The sequence below is a fragment of the Brevundimonas bullata genome (assembly GCF_003350205.1).
Lineage (GTDB): Bacteria > Pseudomonadota > Alphaproteobacteria > Caulobacterales > Caulobacteraceae > Brevundimonas > Brevundimonas bullata.
Genome location: NZ_QLLC01000022.1, coordinates 12,740 through 29,871 on the forward strand (window position 1 = coordinate 12,740; position 17,132 = coordinate 29,871).

Consider the following 17,132-nt stretch of genomic DNA (forward strand, 5'->3'; position numbering starts at 1 on the left):
GCGATCAGGAAGCTAGGCCGTTGAACGCGATGGCGGCCAGAAGGATCAATCCCGCCTCGCGATTTGATTTGAACAGACGCAGGGCCAGGACGCCGTCCTCGGGCTTCAGCGCCTTGACCTGCCAGGCCAGGTGCAGGGCGTAGGCGGCCAGACCGACATAGAAGACGGGGCCGAGCCCGGCGACGAAACCGGCGGCGCCCGCCAGCAGGACGGCCAGGACGTAAAAGATCGCCACGCCCGGCTTGACCTGGGCGCCCAGACGCCGGGCCGAGGACTTGACCCCGGCCATGACGTCGTCCTCGATGTCCTGAAGCGCGTAGATGGTGTCGTAGCCGAGGGTCCAGAAGACGCCGCCGGCATACAGAAGCAGGGCTGACAGGGCGAGGTGGCCCATCTGGTTCAGGCCCTCGGCCATCCAGTAGGCGTCGCCGCTGGCGCGGACCTCCAGCACATAGAGCCAGCCCAGCGAGAACAGGCCGCCGGTGGCGGCGGCGAAGCCCAGCAGGGCGCCCCAGTTGAAGGTCAGGCCCAACCAGGCCTGGGGCCACCAGGTGATGCGCTTCATGAAGGGGTAGGCCGCGACCAGTCCCAGCGACAGGGCGCCGAGCAGGACGGATGTCAGGTTCATGGTCAGCAGGATGCACAGGCTGATCAGGCACAGACCGGCGACGAAGGCCCAAGCCTGTTTGACGCTGATCTGACCCGCCGGAATGGGGCGCAGGGCGGTGCGGGCCACCTGGGCGTCGAAGTCGCGGTCGACGATGTCGTTCACGGCGCAGCCCGCGCCGCGCATCAGGGCGGCGCCGATGGCGAAGCCCGCGATCAGCCACAGCTCATAGCCGCCGAAGGGCCGATCGTACTGGTTCAGAGCCAGCATGATCCCCTGCCAGCCGGGCAGCAGCAGCAGCCAGATGCCGATGGGCCGGTCGAAGCGGCCCAGCTTCAGCCACGGCTTCAGCCCCTCAGGGGCGTAGCGGTCCACCCAGTTCTGGCGGGCGGCGTCGGGAAGCGGGGCTGTGCTCATGCAGGGGTCTTAGACCCTGAGGCGGTGGCGGGTGAAGACCTTGCGTCCGATCCGCGTGATGCGAGGACGCTTGCGGGATGCGGTCAGGCTGCGCTTAGTGTCGGCCAAACTGGAGGGAGCCGCCGATGACTGAAGCGCCGATCAAGGGCCCTGAGTCCTATTTCCCTTCCATCGAGAAGAAGTACGGACGGCTCATCGCCGAGTGGAAGGCCGAGGTCCGCGCCCGCTATCCCGCCAAGCACATGGAACTGGTCACTCTGCTCAAGAACGAGCACGACATGGGCCACGGCCACGCCAACGCCATCGTGGCGCACACCCTGGCGGAAGACGGGCTGAAGTAGGGGCGGGCGCTTGCGTCCGGGGCTTAGCCGTCAGAGAACACTGTAAAGCTTAACCCCGTCCCCGACCTCTGGCGGTCAAGGCCCAGTAAAAGAGTGACCCTCCGTCATGGCCAGTCCGTCGCTTTCACCGGGCGAATTCCTGGGCGCGCAGACGCGCGGCGTGCGGGCGCATGGCTACAAGGTCGATCTGAGGATCGCGACCCTGCCGCCCGAACAGGTTCACCTTCATTCGCATGAAGACGCCCATTTCGTGCTGGCGCTGGACGCGGGCTACCGCAGCCTGGCGCATGATCCCCTGACGCCGCGTCATCAGGCCTTTGGTCCTGGCGCCCTGGTCTGGAACCCGGCAGGGGTCGAGCACAGCGATTGTTTTGATGAGGCGGGCGGGCGGTTTCTGTCGCTCAGCTTCATGCCGCCTGCGGGCGCGCGCCTGGGCGATCCGCTGCGTCTGCGAGGGGCGGCGGAAGGCGTGGTCAGGCGGCTGGTCGGGGCGACCGCGCGATTTCTGGCGGGCGATGAGATGATCATCGAAGGGCTGGCGCTTGATCTGGCGGGGGCGGTTCTGTCGCCGGATGAACTGGACGAGGACCCGGCGCCGGAATGGCTGTGGCGGGCGAGCGAGATCATCGCCGACAGGGCCGCCCAGCCAGGGATGGAGGTCCGCAGCATCGCCGCCGAGGTGGGGGTTCATCCGGTCTCGCTGGCGCGGCGCTATCGCCGGCACTACGGCCAGTCGCCGGCGGCGGCCATCCGCCAGGCCCGCGCTGACCGCGCCGCAGGCCTGATGGCGCGGGGGGTCGATCTGGCCGCCCTGGCCGATGAGACGGGCTATGCCGACCAGAGCCATATGACCCGCGATTTCACCCGCATCTACGGCCTGAGCCCGGCGCGCTACCGGGCGCTTTTTCGCTAGCGGTTTCACCTGTTCAAGACGGCCGGATCGGGGCGTGCGACGCAGGCCGCCTTCAGGAGACCTCCCCATGTATCGCCTCGTCATCACCGCCTGCGCCGTGCTCGCCGTCGCCACTCCGGTCTCAGCCCAGACGCCCTGGCGCACCGGCTCCCCGGAAAGTCAGGGGGCCTCTACCGAGCGGCTCGTCGCCATGGACGCCGCCGTGCGCGCCGGGACCTTCCAGAAGATCACCAGCGTGCTGATCGCCCGTCATGGGCGACTGGTTCATGAGACCTATTTCGACGAGGGCGGGGCCGAGGCGCGCCGCAACACCCGCTCGGCCACCAAGACCGTGACCGCCATGCTTGTGGGAGCGGCGATCGCCGAAGGCGACATCGCCAATGTCGATGCGCCCGTGATGCCCTTCATTGCGTCCTACGGCCCCTTCGACAATCCCGACCCGCGCAAGGGGGCGATCACGGTCGAGGACCTGCTGACCATGAGTTCCTTGCTGGAATGCGACGACGACAACCAGTTTTCGCGCGGCAATGAAGAGCGGATGTACCTGATCGAAGACTGGGTGAAGTTCGCCTTCGACCTGCCGATCCGAGGCTTCCCGGCCTGGATTCCCAAACCCGTCGATCAGCCCTATGGCCGCGCCTTCAGCTATTGCACCGCCGGGTCCACCACCCTGGGCGCGGTCGTCCAGTCGGCGACGGGCGAGCCTCTGGACGCCTTTGCGCGCCGGGCCCTGTTCGCGCCCCTGGGGATAGAGGGCGAGGAATGGCAGATCTCGCCCACGGGCCTGCCGCAGGGCGGCGGGGGTCTGGGGCTGCGCAGCCGCGACCTGCTGACGCTGGGCCAACTGCTTCTGAACCGGGGCCAGTGGGAGGGGCGGCAGGTGATCCCCGAGGACTACGCCGTGGCCATGACGACGCCCCAGGCCAGCGTCGATCCGCAGCGCGGCGACTATGGCTATCTGATCTGGCTGCCGACCTACACCGTCAACGGCCAGCCGCAGGCGGCCTGGGCGATGGCGGGGACCGGCGGCAACAAGGTGGTGATCGTGCCGGATCTGGACGTCGTCGTGGTCGTGACCACTGAGAACTACAACGTGCGCAATCCCCACGGCCTGGCCGACACGCTGATCGCGGAACACGCCCTGGCGTCGATCAACACGCGGTAGGGGCTGACTACAGCTGCGGACAGGTCTAATCCTTAAGGTTGTTGCGGTCCGCAGGAGCCAGCCGATGACCTTGCCTCGACAATCGAACCGACCGCCCATCATCCTGTATCTGACCTGGATCATCCTGATCGGGGCGGCGGTGGGCGGGTTTCTGACGGGGGCGTTCAGCGTCACCTTTGTCGCGGCGGGGACCTTGCTGCTGTCGCTGGTTCCGATCTGGGTGGGGGAGAAGATCGGGGTCGCCCTGCCGACGGCCTTTGTCAGCGCCATCGCCGCCTTCCTGTGCGCCACCCTTGTGCTGGGCGAGGTCGGGGACTTCTATGAGCGCTATTGGTGGTGGGACGTGGTGCTGCACGGCGGGTCGGCGGTGGCGTTCGGGCTGGTCGGGTCGCTGTTGATGCTGATGCTGGTGAAGGGGAACCGGCTGACGGCGGCGCCCTTTACCGTGGCCTTCTTCGCCTTCTGCTTCGCCGTCATGATCGGCGCGGTGTGGGAGATCTGGGAGTTCACCCTGGACCAGCTGTTCGGGCTGAACACCCAGAAGTCCGGTCTGGTCGACACCATGTGGGACCTGATCGTCGACACCGGCGGCGCCATCATCGGGGCAGGGGCGGGCTGGGCCTATCTGAAGGGGCGTCAGAACGGGCCGCTGACGAACGCCATCCACGCCTTTGTCGACAAGAACCGCCGCCTGTTCGGCGACGACTGAGAGATCATCAGACCTCAGGGGGCCAACAGGCCCTTGGCCTTGTCCGCGCTCATGACGATGTCCGGGTCCGGCTGCTTGGCCTCCAGCCCCGGGCGGTTCAACTGGTGCAGGACGTGACGAATGATGTTCAGCCGCGCCTTCTTCTTGTTGTCGGTGGCGACCACCGTCCAGGGGGCATAGTCCATGTGGGTGCGTTCCAGCATCTGGTCGCGGGCGGCGGAATAGTCGCTCCAGCGCGCCTGGGCCTCCCCGTCCAGCGGTGAAACCTTGAAGCGTTTCAGCGGATGGGTGGTGCGCTCATCCAGACGCCGCGACTGCTCTTCTTGCGAAATATCGAGCCACAGCTTGATGAGAATGGTGCCGGACTGGGTCAGCATGCGCTCGAAATGCGGCGCGTCGTGCAGGAAGCGTTCGTGCTGGGCCACGGTGCAAAAGCCCATGACCGCCTCGACGCCCGCCCGATTGTACCAGGAGCGGTTGAAGAAGACCGTTTCGCCCGCCGCCGGCAGGTGCGCGGTATAGCGCTGGAAATACCATTGCGACAGTTCGCGATCGTTCGGCTTGGGCAGGGCGACGACGCGGGTCTGGCGCGGGGCCATGAACTCGGTCATCCGCTTGATCGCCCCGTCCTTGCCGGCGGCGTCGCGACCCTCGAAGACGATGACGATCTTCATCCCCTGTTCGATGGCCCAGGCCTGGCTCTCGACCAGCTGAATCTGCAGGGCTTCGAGGGTGTCGGCGTAGCTGTCCTTGGCCATGAAGGAAGCGTCCCATTGTTGCGATAAACGAAGCTTGCGGCAAATTCATTGGCGCCGCCAGCCTGGCTGTTGTGAATGGAACGCAACGGAGCCCGAAATGATCAATCGTCGTCATGTCATCGCCGCCAGCGCCGTCGCCAGCGTCCTGCCCGCCGCCGCCGTCGCTGAGCCGGTCACAGCTTTTGACGCGGCGCTGGGCGCCGCCTTTGACGGGGTGAAGCCGGCCGCCCTGGCGGGCGGACTGGTCACGGCGCAGGGGCTGGCATGGTCGGGCGTGCGGGGTGTTCGCCGCAGCGGGCAGGACGCTTCGGCTCTGGCCAGCGACCGCTGGCACCTGGGCTCCAACACCAAGGCGATGACGGCGGCGGTGTTCGCGCGGCTGGTCGAGCAGGGGCGGGCGCGCTGGGCCATGCCGTTGGCCGAGGCCTTTCCCGGCGTGAGCATCGACGCAGGCTGGGACGGCGCGACGTTGGACGATTTCATGAGCCACAGCGCGGGGCTGAAGGACGAGGCCGTCATGGGCATGGCCTGGCTGATGACGGCGCGGGCCGATCAAAAGTCCCTGCCTGAACAGCGCCGCGCCATCGTCGAGAAGGCCTTGGTCGCGCCGCCATCGGGCCGGCGCGGGACCTTTGAATACGGCAACGCCAACTATGTCCTGATCGGCGCCGCTATCGAGGCCATCACCGGCGGGTCGTGGGAGGCGGCGATGCAGGTCGAACTGTTCACACCGCTGGGCCTTACCTCGGCCGGGTTCGGCGCGCCGAAAGGGGAGAACGCCCGGGGCCATCGTCGTATCGGCGAGACGGCGATCGCCATGGATCCGAGCGACGACGGCTCCGACAATCCGCTGGCGCTCGGTCCGGCGGGAACGGCGCACATGACGGCGGCGGACTATGCTCGTTTCCTGCAGGTCTTCCTGACCGAAGGCGGCGGCTGGTTGCAGCCTGAGACGGTGCGACGGCTGATCACCCCGGCTGACGGCCAGTCCTACGTCTGCGGCTGGATCGTCCTGCCGCCCCAGCCCTGGGCCAGGGGGCCAGTGATCGCGCACGAGGGGTCGAACACGATGTGGCACGCCATCGCCATCGTCGATCCGGCGGGCGGGCGGGCCTTGTTCGGGTTGTCGAACGACGGCGGGCGCGGCGGATCCGCCTGTCAGGCCCTGGCCATGGGGATCCTGCGCGCGCTCTAGGGCATTGGATTGGGGATGACAGCAAAGCCTGCACCTTTGGCCGATGTCTGGAGCGGGATCGTGACCCTGGGCCTCGTCGCCTGCGGGCTGTTCTTTCTGCTCGACGCCTGGGCGCCGCCGCAGGATCTGCCGTGGAAGCCGCTGGACCTGCGCCAGCCCATGGGTTGGGCCACCGCCGCCAAGGTCGCCCGCCTGGAGGTGGATGATCGGGCCTCGCCGCAACAGGTCGAGGCTCGCACGAACGCCTGTCTGACCCTGCTGCGTCAGGCTGGGGTTCAGGTGCGGCGGGGGCAGGATCGCGACGACGGCGGCTTCTGCGTGGTGCGGGGCGCGGTGCGCCTGACCGGGGGCGAGATGACCCCGGTCAGTCCGAGCGGCCTGGCCATGCGCTGCCCGCTCGCGGTGCGTCACATCCTGTGGGACCGCCACGTGCTGCAACCCGCCGCCCGTGAGGTCCTAGGATCGGAACCGGCGCGGATCGACAGCCTGGGGACCTATGCCTGCCGTCGCGTCTATGGCTCGCAGGATCAAGCGGCGCGGCCCAGCCAGCACGCGCGGGCCAACGCGATCGATGTGGCGGGGGTGCGGCTGACCGACGGCCGGACGGTGTCGGTGCTGCGGGACTGGGAGGGGAAGGGGGCGGAGGGGAAGCAGAAGGCCGTCTTCCTGCGACGCTTGCGAGACGGCGGCTGCCGCCTGTTCGGCAATGTTCTGACGCCGGACTATAACGCCGCGCACCGCGACCACTTCCATCTGGACGGCGCCGCCCGCGGGGTGTGCCTGAGCGCGCGATAGTCACCTGAGCTCTTGGCCTGGGGATTCGCTTTACAGTTGACGGACTGTGGATAGTCGGGTGACAAAGTCGGGCAGTCCGGATTTCACGTGGGGTCCAAACCCGCGTCTCGCTCCTTCGCCTGAACGAGCTTGTCCAGATGGACTGACGGATTATCCCGCGTGGAAATCCGCCTGGCAAAGCGCGTTTACGGAGACGCTAAGATGGCGACCGGCACGGTTAAGTGGTTCAACCCCACCAAGGGCTATGGCTTCATTCAGCCCGACGGCGGCGGCTCGGACGTTTTCGTCCACGTCACGGCCGTTCAGAAGGCTGGCCTGCAGGGCCTCGATGAAAACGCCAAGGTCGAGTACTCGCTGGAAGATCAGCGCGGCAAGACCTCGGCTGTGGACCTCAAGGTTCTCTAAGGCCGACGGACAAGGCGCGGAACCTACGGGTTCCGCGCCTTTCTTTTTGCCTGGAAGAGAAGAGCGCTATGCTCGGGCCGCGGGCCCTCGCGACTTGAGCGCAGAAGAAGTGCAGGGCGCGGACCCTCCTCGATCCTCCTCGGGAGGAGTTTTTCTAGAACCCCAACTCGGCCCTTAACGCCTCGGGTGTCAGGCCGCCCGCGCGAAGCTCGGCGAGCGTCACCGACTGGTCGCGTTTGGCGTAGCGGCGGCCGTCGGGGCCGGTCAGCAGGCGGTGGTGGCGGTAGACGGGCGCGGGCCAGCCCATCAGTGTCTGGATCAGGCGCTGGATATGGGCGGCCTCGAACAGGTCCAGGCCGCGCACGACATGGGTGATCTCTTGCAGGGCGTCGTCGTGGGTGACGGCGAGGTGGTAGGCGGCCCCGGCGTCCTTGCGGGCCAGGACCACGTCGCCCGCCGTTTCGGGACGGGCGCGGACGAGCCCGGTTTCGCCGTCGGGACCGGCGCCCTCCTCGATGAAGGACAGGCTGTTCCAGGCCGTGTCGCCCAGGGCTTCACGCGCGCGGTCCAGCGACAGCCGCCAGGCGTAGGGACGGCCCTCGGCCAGCAGACGGGCTTCTTCGTCGGGCGAGTGGGGGCCGGGGCGGACGGCTTCGGCGGGGCCGTGCGGGGCGTCGCCGATGGCGTCGAGTATGTCCTTGCGGGTGCGGAAGCAGCGATAGACCAGGCCGCGCGCCTTCAGCGCCTCGATGACGGCGGCGTAGTCGGCCAGATGCTCGGACTGGCGCCGCACCGGGGTCTCCCAGTCGAGGCCCAGCCAGGCCAGGTCCTCGAAGATGGCGGCTTCGAACTCGGGCTTGCAGCGGGTCGGGTCGATGTCCTCGATGCGCAGGATGAAGCGCCCGCCGGCCTCGCGCGCCGCGGTCCAGGCGGTCAGGGCCGAAAAGGCGTGTCCCTTGTGCAGGCGGCCGGTGGGCGAGGGGGCGAAGCGGGTGGCGAACATCGGCACAGCCTAGCGGTTTCCGGCCGTGGTCAGAATGGGGGACGGGCGCCCTCTTTCCGAAGGGTGATTGGCGGGCCTAGCATGAGGCATGGCCATTGCTCCCTCCGTCTCCTCCATCGCCGCCGCCCGCGAGGCCCTGGCCGCCGCCGATCCGGCGCTGGCGCGGGCGCACGCCACGACGCCGGTGTTCGAGTGGCGGCTGCGCCCCGGCGGCTATGAGGGCCTGTTCCGCATGATCGTGGAGCAGCAGGTCTCGGTCGCCGCCGCCGCCTCGATCTGGAAGCGGACGGTGGAAGGGCTGGGCGGGGCGGTGACGCCGGACGCGGTGCTGGCGCTGGACGTCGAGACGCTGAGGACCTTTGGCCTGTCGGGACAGAAGGCCAAGTACGGGCATGAGATCGCCTTGGCGCATGTCGAAGGCCGCATCGACTTCGACCATCTGGAGCGGCTGGACGACGCCGAGGCCATTGCGGCCCTGACCGCAATCAAGGGCGTGGGGAAATGGACGGCGGAGACCTTCCTGATGTTCTGCGAGGGGCGGCTGGATGTCTTTCCTGGCGGCGACGTGGCCTTGCAGGAGGCGATGCGCTGGGCCGACGCGGGCGAAGTGCGTCCCAATGAGAAGCAGGCCTGTGCCCGGGCGGAAATCTGGCGTCCGCATCGCGGGGTGGCGGCGCATCTGCTCTGGGGGTGGTATGGAGGGGTCAAGCGTGGCGATATCGCGCTGGAGGACCCGCCGACGTGAACCCGCTGACTGACGCCGACCTGACCCGGCCTGAGACCGTCTTGCCGCTGCTGGACTTCGCCGGCGTGGCCGTCTTCGCGGCGACCGGCGCCCTGGCGGCGGCGCGCGAGAAGCATGATCTGGTGACGTTCGCCTTCTTCGGCGCCATCACTGGCGTCGGGGGCGGGACGCTGCGCGACCTGCTGATCGGGGCGCCGGTCTTCTGGGTGCAGGACTGGCGCTATATCGCCGCCTGCGTGCTGGCGGCGACGGCCATATGGATGCTGGGGGCGCGGACCTGGCGTTTCCGGGCCCTGCTGTGGCTGGATGCGGCGGGCCTGGCGGCCTATGGCGTCATGGGGGCGGCCAAGGCGGCCACCTATGGCGTGGCGCCCCTGATCTGCGTCGTCATGGGGGTGCTGACGGCCTGCTTCGGCGGGGTGGTGCGCGACGTCCTGGCGGGCCAGCCGTCGATCCTGCTGCGACGCGAGTTGAACATTACGGCGGCCCTGCTGTCGGCGGGTCTGTTCGTGACCTTGAAGGCCCTGACCGTGCCGACCTGGCCGGCGGTGGGGGTGGCGGTCGTGGCGGGCTTTGGCCTGCGCGCGGGCGCCCTGAAGTGGGGCTGGAGCCTGCCGGCCTTTCCCAGTGCTCCAACAAGAAACTGAGGATTGATCCATGACTGACGTGCCTGCCGCCTATCGCGACGCGCCGCGCTGGCCGTTCGGCGACAGCCCCGAACTGGCCGACGAACTGCTGGCCCTGGTGATGGCGGGGGGCAAGCGCGCCACCTGTTCGTCACTGGCGGCGTGCGAGGCCGACATCATGCCGACGGTCGGCGAGGTCAGCGTCATCCTGGACGGCGCCGGGGTTCCGCGCTGCGCCATCCGCACGACCGAGGTCGAGATCATGCCCTTCGAGCAGGTCAGCGAGGACTTCGCCCGCGCCGAGGGGGAGGGCGACCTGACCTATGAATGGTGGCGCGACGCGCACGAGGCCTATTATCGCCGCGAAGGCAGCTGGGCGCCGGGCATGAAGGTGGTCTGCGAACGCTTCGAACTGGTCGAGATCTTCTGAGGCGGCGTCACGAAAACGCTGCATGTCGGTCATGGCGATGAGGGGGAATCGGGCGTAGGCTGTTCTGGCTAAGACTAGGGAAGGAGACGTGTCCTCACTCCTGTCGCCTCAAGATCCCCCCGTATGCGCGGGAGGGCCTGATGCAGGTCCTGACCCGTCCGCCGTCCGGCTGGCCCGCCCTGGTGCTGAACGCTGATTTTCGGCCTCTGTCCTATTACCCCCTGTCGATCTGGCCCTGGGAAGAAGTGGTCAAGGCCGTCTGGCAGGAGCGCGTCGACGTGGTCGCCACCTATGACAAGGTGGTGCGCAGCCCGTCGATGGAGATGCAGCTGCCCAGCGTCATCTCGCTGAAGTCCTATGTCGATCAGGACCGCAAGCCCGCCTTCACCCGCTTCAACGTCTTCCTGCGCGACGGTTTCGCCTGCCAGTATTGCGGGCAGGGCGGACTGGCCCAGGACCTGACCTTCGACCACGTCATCCCCCGCTCGCGCGGCGGGCGCACCACCTGGCAGAACATCGTCGCCGCCTGCGGCCCCTGCAACCTGAAGAAGGGCGGACGCACGCCACAACAGGCGGGAATGCCCCTGCTGCGCCGCGCCGCGCATCAGCCGAACTCGTGGGAGCTGCAGGAAGCCGGTCGGCGTTTCCCGCCCCACTTCCTGCATCAAAGCTGGCTGGACTACCTCTACTGGGACATCGAGCTGGAGCCGTAGGCGACCTGGCGGGGCAAGGGCCGGGCCGCCAGGACGGCGACAGCCTTGCGATCAAACTGACACGAAACTTCATCGTCTCTGACATGAGCGGTCCGTATAGCCACGCTCCGGCGGGGGGCGTTGCGTGTGATCGGTCACGAACAGGAGGTGGGGCGGACGCTGGCGGCGCAGAACCGGGTCCTGCTGGCCTATGTGCGGCGCCGGCTGGCGACAGCGGGCGACGCCGAGGACGTGGCGCAGGAAGCGATCATGCGCGTCCTGGCGCGGGCGCGTGAGACCCTGATCAGCGACCCGCTATCCTACGCCATGCGCACGGCGCGCAATATCCTGATCGATCGCGGCCGCCGCGTCGTCAGTGTGCAGATCGAGGATCTGGAAGAGGCGGATCATCTCATCGACAGCGGGGCGACGCCGTTGGAGGCGCTGGACATGAGTGAACGACTACAACTATGTCAGCGGGCGCTGGAGGCCATGCCGGCCTTGCGGCGAGAGGTCTTTGTGCGACGTCGTGCGGGCGAGGAGTCTTATGAAGCGATCGCTCGTGATCTGAGATTGTCGGTCGAGGCCGTGCAGAAACATTACAGCCGCGCAGCTCAGACGCTGCGCCGAACGGCGGAGGGCCGCCATGCCGACCAGATTTAACCGATCAAAAGATGATCGGGAGGCTGCGCTTTGGGCTGACGCCAGACGTGCGGCGACATGGTCGCCACAGCAACAGACGGCGCTTGATCAGTGGCTGGAGGGGCGGCCGGAACGGGCGGAGCTGCTGAGGCGGCATGACGCCCTGATTTCCGACGCCGCCGTGATCTGGGCGACGCAGCGGGTGGCGCGGGCGCGACCGACGCCGCGGGGCAGGCCGTCGGCGCCGCGCGCCCTTGTCATCGGGGGCGGCCTGGCGGCGGTTTGCGGGGCGCTGGCGCTTGTGACGGTCCTCATGCCGCGAGGGGACCTGATCGTCGGCTCCAGGGGCGTCCCTCAGCCGATCGCACTGGCGGACGGTTCCGCCGTTCTGCTGAACGGTCTGAGCGAAGTTCGTGTCGAACTGGACGACAAGGAACGCCGGTTGCGCCTCAAGGGTGAGGGCTTCTTTGAGGTCGCGCCTGACAAGGAACGACCTTTCTCGGTCGAGGTCGACGGCGTGCGCGTCACGGCCTTGGGGACCCGTTTCAACGTGGATCAACGCCAGACCCCTGACGGCAAGGTGGTCGAGGTGGTGGTGTTCGAGGGCGTCGTGAAGGTGATGTCGAACCGGGGCATGTGGATGAAGGTGCGCGCGGGTCAGCGCGCGACAGTCCTGGGCGGCGTGGTGGAGCGCGAGACGATGTTCAGGCCGGAAGCCAAGACCGATGTTCCGTCCTGGGCCAAGGGGTGGCTGGAGTTCAATGAAGCGACCCTGGCCAGTGTGGTCGAGGACCTGGAACGCGCCACGGGCGTCCAGGTCAAGCTGGCGGACCCGGGCGTCGGGCGGGTCCTGGTCAGCGGGCGTTTCGCCTATGATCGACCGGAAGACGCCCTGGCCGCCATGGCTGGAATTCACGGCTTCAAACTGACCCGTCAGGGGGCGGATCATTTTGAGATTTCCAAAGGTTAGGCGACCTTCAGGGCAAGTTTTCATGACAGCTGTCAGGACCTCTGCAGTCGCCGTCTAACCCCATAACGATCCGTATGATCGCAGGGGATTATCGAATGCCTATTCACAAGACCGGCCTGCTTACAGCGGCCGCCATCGCGGTTCTGACGTCCGCGGCCGCGCCTGCCTACGCCTGGCAGGCGACGCCGGGAGCGGAGACGCGCGCCGCTATTTCCATTCCGGCCCAGGACCTGGGCCGGGCGTTGCAGGCCTTGTCGCGCGACACAGGCCTGCAGATCGTCTTTGATCCGAGCCTTACGCGGGGGCGGACCTCCAACGCCGTCACGGGGGCCATGACGCCGCGTGAGGCCCTGCGTCGCATGATCGCCGGATCGGGCGTCGAGGCGCGCGAGGTGCGCGGCGTCCTGACCCTGGTGCGGCAGTCGGCTCAGGCCAGCGCCACGTCGCCCGACGCCTTTGAGGTCGCTGAGGTCGAGGTGGTCGGCTATGCGGCGGGCCTGCGCCGGTCGCTGGACGCCAAGCGCAAGGCCGACTTCATCTCGGACGTCATCAGCGCCGACGACATGGGCGACCTGCCGGCCAACAACGTGGCTGAGTCCCTGTCGCGTCTGCCGGGCGTCAATGCGGTGCGCAACCACACGACGGGCGAGGGCGACCGCATCACCATTCGCGGCCTGTCGACCGAACTGAACAACTACACCATGAACGGCGTGCGCATGGGCGGCGCCGGTTCGCCGGGCGACAACTTCTATCGCGGCGTGCGTCTCAGCTTTCTGCCGCCGGAAGGCATCGACTCGATCACCGTCATCAAGAGCCTGACCCCGGATCGCGACGGCGACGCCCTGGGCGGCACCATCGACATCCGCACGCCGACGGCCTTTGACCACGACCCGGTCTATGGCGTCCTGTCGGTCTCTGCCGGGATGCTGGACAAGTTTGACGACGAGAAGTCGGGCGAGATTTCCGGCTCGTTCGGGCGTCAGTTCAACGACAACTGGGGCCTGTTCGTCACCGGCAGCTGGTCGCGCCGCAAGTCGCAGTTCGAGCAGAACGGCGTGGACGGCGATAACCAGCCGCCGGTCTGGTACGCCGACAGCGAGACCATGGGCTGGGACACCGCCAGCTTCGTCATGCGCGGCATGAACCTGGGCTTTGGCGAGACTGAGGTGGAGCGTCACGGGCTGAACGCCAGTCTCGATTATCGCGGCGTGGCTCACGACTTTCACCTGCGCGGTCAGTTCAACGAATACACCCAGGACGAGTTCGGCAACCGCCTGAACTTCCGCAACGACACGGGCAAGAACTCGACCCGCCTGAGCCAGGTCGACAAGACGATGACGGGTCTGCTGCGGCCCGAGGACGCGGTGATCGGCACGGACGCCAAGCTGGGCCGGATCTACAGCTACACCACGGCCCAGATTGTGGACCGTGACAAGGACGGCCGGATCACCGACGCCGACCGTTCGGCGCGGTCCTATTATACGCTGGACGGCGCCTCGGGGACCTGGGACCCGCAGGGCTTCCGCCTGCGTCGCTTCTGGGAAGGCTCGCGCGAGACCGGCACGGTCATGTCGCTGAACCTCGGGGGCATCAGCCGCCTGGGCGACTTCACGGTCGACTATGACCTCTCCTACGCCAAGTCGGAGGACAATACCGACGACTCCTATGAGATGGAGTTCCGCAGCGACAAGTACGGCTGGCTGGGCAACAAGGGCGTCGATGTCGTCAACTTCGGCGACAGCCGCTTCCCCAAATGGGTGCTGAACGACGCCGGCATGGCGGCGATCCACGACAACAGCCAGTATGGCTTCGCCGGACTGTCGGGCGAGATCGGCGGGGCCGAGGAAGAGCTGTGGCAGGGCCAGTTCAACGTCGAATGGCGTCCGGTCTCGACCTGGCTGGAAGCGGTGAAGACGGGCGGTAAATTCTATAGCTCCAAGCGCTCGACCTATAGCGGCGAGTTCATGGATCTGGACGCCTCGGGCACCCTGGCCGACTTCTCGCGCTTCTACGGCAAGGAGGTCTCCAGCCTGTTCGACGGCGAGTATTCGGGCCTCTATCGTCTGGGCACGGTGATCGACAATGACGCCATGCTGGCCGAACTGCAGCGCGCCATGGCGGGGAACAGCGACTTCTTCGACGGCTTCGCCACCGATCCCGGCAACGCCGAGCTGAGCGGCGAGGACAGCTTCACCTTCCAGGAAGACATCTTCGCCGGCTACCTGATGGCCACGGCCCGTTTCGGTCAGGCGCAGATCCTGGGCGGCGTCCGGGTCGAGAGCACCAACAATACGATCGACGCCTATATCCTCGACGAGGTTCAGGGCGCGGGTTACGCGACGGACAAGAGCGACTTCATCAACGTCCTGCCGTCGATCCACCTGAACTATGATCTGGACGACCGGACCAAGGTGCGCGCCGCCATCTGGACCAGCTTCGCCCGTCCCGACATCGCCCGCATGTCCTCGGCGCGCGAATATGGCTACGACAGCGATCCGGACGGCGACGGCAAGATCAATCCGAAGAACGAGTGGCTGCTGGTCGCCATCGAGCAGGGCAACCCGGACCTGAAGCCGATGAAGGCGATCAACTACGATCTGTCGGTCGAGCGCTACAACGGCGACACGGGGGCCTATTCGCTGGGTCTGTTCTACAAGGACATCGAGAACTTCCTGTACCGTTCCTCGTCGTCGAACATCCGCGACGGGACGTCGGGCGTGAACGTCGGCCCGGACGGCGTGACCGTCTCCAAGCCCAACAACGGCAAGTGGGCGCGGGTTTACGGCGTCGAGATGAGCGCCCAGCAGGTCTTTCACTGGCTGCCGGGTCCGCTGTCGGCTCTGGGCGCCAGCGTGAACCTGACGCTGCAGAAGTCGGAGGCCGAGACCGGCATTTCCTGGCACCCGCAGGGCTATACCCTGCCGCTGATGGAGACGCCCGAGGCGGTCGCCAACGTCCAGATCTTCTGGGCGCGCGAGGGCTGGGAGGCCTACGCCGCCTACAGCTATCAGTCGGAATTCCTCGAAGGCATCCAGGACTTCGGCAACAACCCCTATGAGCAGGACTACGAGTTCGTGGACCTGAACGTGCGGCGCAAGCTGTGGAACGGGGCGACGGCGTCGTTGCAGGTGCAGAACCTCTTCGACAACCACACCTACTGGTACACGGCCGGCGCCAGCACGAGCTCCAGCCGTGCCTACATCAAGAACGGGCGGTCGATCTCGGTCGGCCTGACCTACGTCTTCTGATCGGGGAGGGGAGCATGAAAACGACCCACGCCCTGATGCTTGGGGCCGCGATGGCGGCCCTGGGCGGACAGACGATGGCGCAGACGGCGGAGCGGCCGCTGCGTCCCGAACCCGCGCCGGTCCAGGCTTCGGACCGGCCCGTGGCGCCGCCGACCGAGCAGCCGGAACGGATCATCCTGAACCTGACCGCCGACCCGGCGCACGAGATGGCGATCACCTGGCGCACCGCGCCGGGCGTCGTCGGCTTCGTCGAATACGCCGAGGCCCAGGACGGCCCCGACTTCATCCAGCAGGCGGTCCGTACAGCCGCTGTCACCGATGATGCGACCATCGCCGTGCGCGAGGCGGCCGAGTTCCGGGCGGCCTATCATTCGACGGTGCTGAAGGGGCTGAAGCCGGAGACGATCTATGCCTACCGCGTCGGCGACGGCGTGCGGTGGTCGGAGTGGCTGCAGTTCCGCACGGCGGCGACGACGGCGGAGCCCTTCACCTTCCTCTATATGGGGGACATGCAGAACAACATCCTCAGCGAGGCGTCGCGCACCATGAGGATGGCCTTCCGCAAGGCCGGGGACGCCGCCTTCGTCATCCATGCCGGGGACCTGATCAACCGGCACGACAGCGACAATGAATGGGGCGAATGGTTCGCCGCCGGCGGCTTCCTCTACGCCCAGACGCCGCAGATGCCGACGCCGGGCAATCATGAGTACGGGCGCGGCCCCGTGCTGAACCCTCAGTGGCGGCGTCAGTACACCCTGCCGGAAACCGGCCCGGCGGGCGTCGAGAAGCTGAAGGAGACGGCCTGGACCGTCGACTATCAGGGCCTGCGCCTGATCTCGGTCGACGCGCCCCTGTTCCACGGCGACGAGGCCATGCGGGCCGAGATGGTGCGCTGGCTGGATGGGCTTCTGGCGAACAACCCCAACCGCTGGACGGCGCTGTTCCTGCACTTCCCCCTGTTCTCGATCGACCCGGATCGCGACAACGCCAGGGTGCGCGACGCGCTCAAGCCGTTGATCGACAAGTACGGCGTCGATCTGGTGCTGCAGGCCCACGACCACGGCTATGCGCGCGGCGCCATCGGAACCGGCCCCATGCTCAATGCGGGGCCGGCGCGTCCGTCCGATCACGGCTCGACCTATGTGGTCTCGGTCGCCGGGCCCAAGATGTATCCGGTCGCCGATCTGGGCTGGGCCTCGCGCTCGGCCTCGCGGACCCAGACCTTCCAGACCCTGGATGTGTCGCCGGACGCCGTGGTCTATCGCGCCTTCACCGCGACGGGCCGCCAGCTGGACGCCTTCCGCCTGACCAAGGGTGCGGACGGCGTGGCGCGCGTGGAGACCCTGGCGCCTCACCCCGACGAAGAATAGGGCGGCGCACCCGTGAGGCCGGCTGTCGTGCCGGCCTCACGGGTGCATCTTTGAGGTTCGGTCTTGCCCCGCGGAGGCTAGCGGCGGCTTCGCCTCTGCGG

The 17,132-nt window shown here is 67.4% G+C and carries 18 protein-coding genes; 15 read left to right on the plus strand and 3 right to left on the minus strand.

Features of this window, described 5'->3' with window-relative positions; all coding sequences use genetic code 11:
• Nucleotides 1-4 precede the first annotated feature (4 nt).
• Nucleotides 5-1,024, minus strand: a complete 1,020-nt coding sequence (locus DXK21_RS11410; protein WP_114817901.1) for a UbiA family prenyltransferase — start codon at nt 1,022-1,024, stop codon at nt 5-7.
• 125 nt (nt 1,025-1,149) lie between these two features.
• Here DXK21_RS11410 and DXK21_RS11415 point away from each other — a divergent pair, with 125 nt between their 5' ends.
• The 4 genes from DXK21_RS11415 (at nt 1,150) to DXK21_RS11430 (ending at nt 4,152) form a co-directional block, all read left to right on the plus strand.
• Complete coding sequence (locus tag DXK21_RS11415) at nt 1,150-1,365, plus strand: DUF4287 domain-containing protein (RefSeq protein ID WP_114817902.1); 216 nt, start codon at nt 1,150-1,152, stop codon at nt 1,363-1,365.
• A gap of 106 nt (nt 1,366-1,471) precedes the next feature.
• A complete protein-coding gene (locus DXK21_RS11420) occupies nt 1,472-2,278 on the plus strand; it encodes an AraC family transcriptional regulator (RefSeq protein ID WP_114817903.1) in 807 nt (268 codons plus the stop codon).
• 67 nt (nt 2,279-2,345) lie between these two features.
• Entirely contained in the window at nt 2,346-3,443 is a 1,098-nt protein-coding gene (locus DXK21_RS11425) for a serine hydrolase domain-containing protein (protein WP_114817904.1), read from the plus strand.
• Nucleotides 3,444-3,507: 64 nt separating this feature from the next.
• Complete coding sequence (locus tag DXK21_RS11430) at nt 3,508-4,152, plus strand: DUF2238 domain-containing protein (protein WP_245945192.1); 645 nt, start codon at nt 3,508-3,510, stop codon at nt 4,150-4,152.
• A gap of 14 nt (nt 4,153-4,166) precedes the next feature.
• Here the strand turns inward: DXK21_RS11430 and ppk2 are convergent, their stop codons facing one another.
• Entirely contained in the window at nt 4,167-4,910 is a 744-nt protein-coding gene (ppk2, locus tag DXK21_RS11435; protein ID WP_114817905.1) for a polyphosphate kinase 2, read from the minus strand.
• Between the two features lie 97 nt (nt 4,911-5,007).
• Here ppk2 and DXK21_RS11440 point away from each other — a divergent pair, with 97 nt between their 5' ends.
• The 3 genes from DXK21_RS11440 to DXK21_RS11450 all read left to right on the plus strand — a co-directional run bounded on the left by DXK21_RS11440 (nt 5,008) and on the right by DXK21_RS11450 (nt 7,305).
• Nucleotides 5,008-6,105, plus strand: coding sequence for a serine hydrolase domain-containing protein (locus DXK21_RS11440; protein WP_114817906.1), 1,098 nt, complete (start codon nt 5,008-5,010; stop codon nt 6,103-6,105).
• Nucleotides 6,106-6,165: 60 nt separating this feature from the next.
• Nucleotides 6,166-6,900, plus strand: coding sequence for an extensin-like domain-containing protein (locus DXK21_RS11445; RefSeq protein WP_245945193.1), 735 nt, complete (start codon nt 6,166-6,168; stop codon nt 6,898-6,900).
• A 201-nt stretch (nt 6,901-7,101) separates the two neighbouring features.
• The gene (locus DXK21_RS11450) at nt 7,102-7,305 is read left to right on the plus strand and encodes a cold-shock protein (RefSeq protein ID WP_114817908.1); all 204 of its coding nucleotides are present in this window, start codon (nt 7,102-7,104) and stop codon (nt 7,303-7,305) included.
• A gap of 154 nt (nt 7,306-7,459) precedes the next feature.
• Here the strand turns inward: DXK21_RS11450 and gluQRS are convergent, their stop codons facing one another.
• Nucleotides 7,460-8,308: a tRNA glutamyl-Q(34) synthetase GluQRS gene (gene gluQRS, locus DXK21_RS11455; protein WP_114817909.1), complete on the minus strand. Its 849-nt coding sequence runs from the start codon at nt 8,306-8,308 to the stop codon at nt 7,460-7,462.
• A gap of 88 nt (nt 8,309-8,396) precedes the next feature.
• On the opposite strand from gluQRS, the gene DXK21_RS11460 reads away from it, so the two are divergent.
• The 8 genes from DXK21_RS11460 to DXK21_RS11495 all read left to right on the plus strand — a co-directional run bounded on the left by DXK21_RS11460 (nt 8,397) and on the right by DXK21_RS11495 (nt 17,031).
• On the plus strand, nt 8,397-9,053 hold the full coding sequence (locus tag DXK21_RS11460) for a DNA-3-methyladenine glycosylase family protein (RefSeq protein WP_114817910.1): 657 nt from the start codon (nt 8,397-8,399) through the stop codon (nt 9,051-9,053).
• Nucleotides 9,050-9,700 carry a trimeric intracellular cation channel family protein gene (locus DXK21_RS11465; RefSeq protein ID WP_114817911.1) on the plus strand — a complete coding sequence of 217 codons (651 nt, stop codon included), beginning with the start codon at nt 9,050-9,052 and terminating at the stop codon, nt 9,698-9,700. The genes DXK21_RS11460 and DXK21_RS11465 overlap by 4 nt, the downstream gene beginning before the upstream one ends.
• Before the next feature lie 10 nt (nt 9,701-9,710).
• Nucleotides 9,711-10,109 (plus strand): ASCH domain-containing protein, encoded by a 399-nt coding sequence (locus tag DXK21_RS11470; protein ID WP_114817912.1) that lies wholly within the window; start codon nt 9,711-9,713, stop codon nt 10,107-10,109.
• Between the two features lie 137 nt (nt 10,110-10,246).
• A complete protein-coding gene (locus tag DXK21_RS11475) occupies nt 10,247-10,822 on the plus strand; it encodes an HNH endonuclease (RefSeq protein ID WP_211306024.1) in 576 nt (191 codons plus the stop codon).
• A gap of 126 nt (nt 10,823-10,948) precedes the next feature.
• Complete coding sequence (locus tag DXK21_RS11480; RefSeq protein WP_162790647.1) at nt 10,949-11,464, plus strand: RNA polymerase sigma factor; 516 nt, start codon at nt 10,949-10,951, stop codon at nt 11,462-11,464.
• A complete protein-coding gene (locus DXK21_RS11485) occupies nt 11,448-12,413 on the plus strand; it encodes a FecR family protein (protein ID WP_162790648.1) in 966 nt (321 codons plus the stop codon). The genes DXK21_RS11480 and DXK21_RS11485 overlap by 17 nt, the downstream gene beginning before the upstream one ends.
• A gap of 95 nt (nt 12,414-12,508) precedes the next feature.
• Nucleotides 12,509-15,661, plus strand: coding sequence for a TonB-dependent receptor (locus DXK21_RS11490; protein ID WP_245945194.1), 3,153 nt, complete (start codon nt 12,509-12,511; stop codon nt 15,659-15,661).
• Between the two features lie 14 nt (nt 15,662-15,675).
• On the plus strand, nt 15,676-17,031 hold the full coding sequence (locus DXK21_RS11495; RefSeq protein WP_245945195.1) for a purple acid phosphatase family protein: 1,356 nt from the start codon (nt 15,676-15,678) through the stop codon (nt 17,029-17,031).
• The last annotated feature ends 101 nt before the right edge of the window (nt 17,032-17,132 follow it).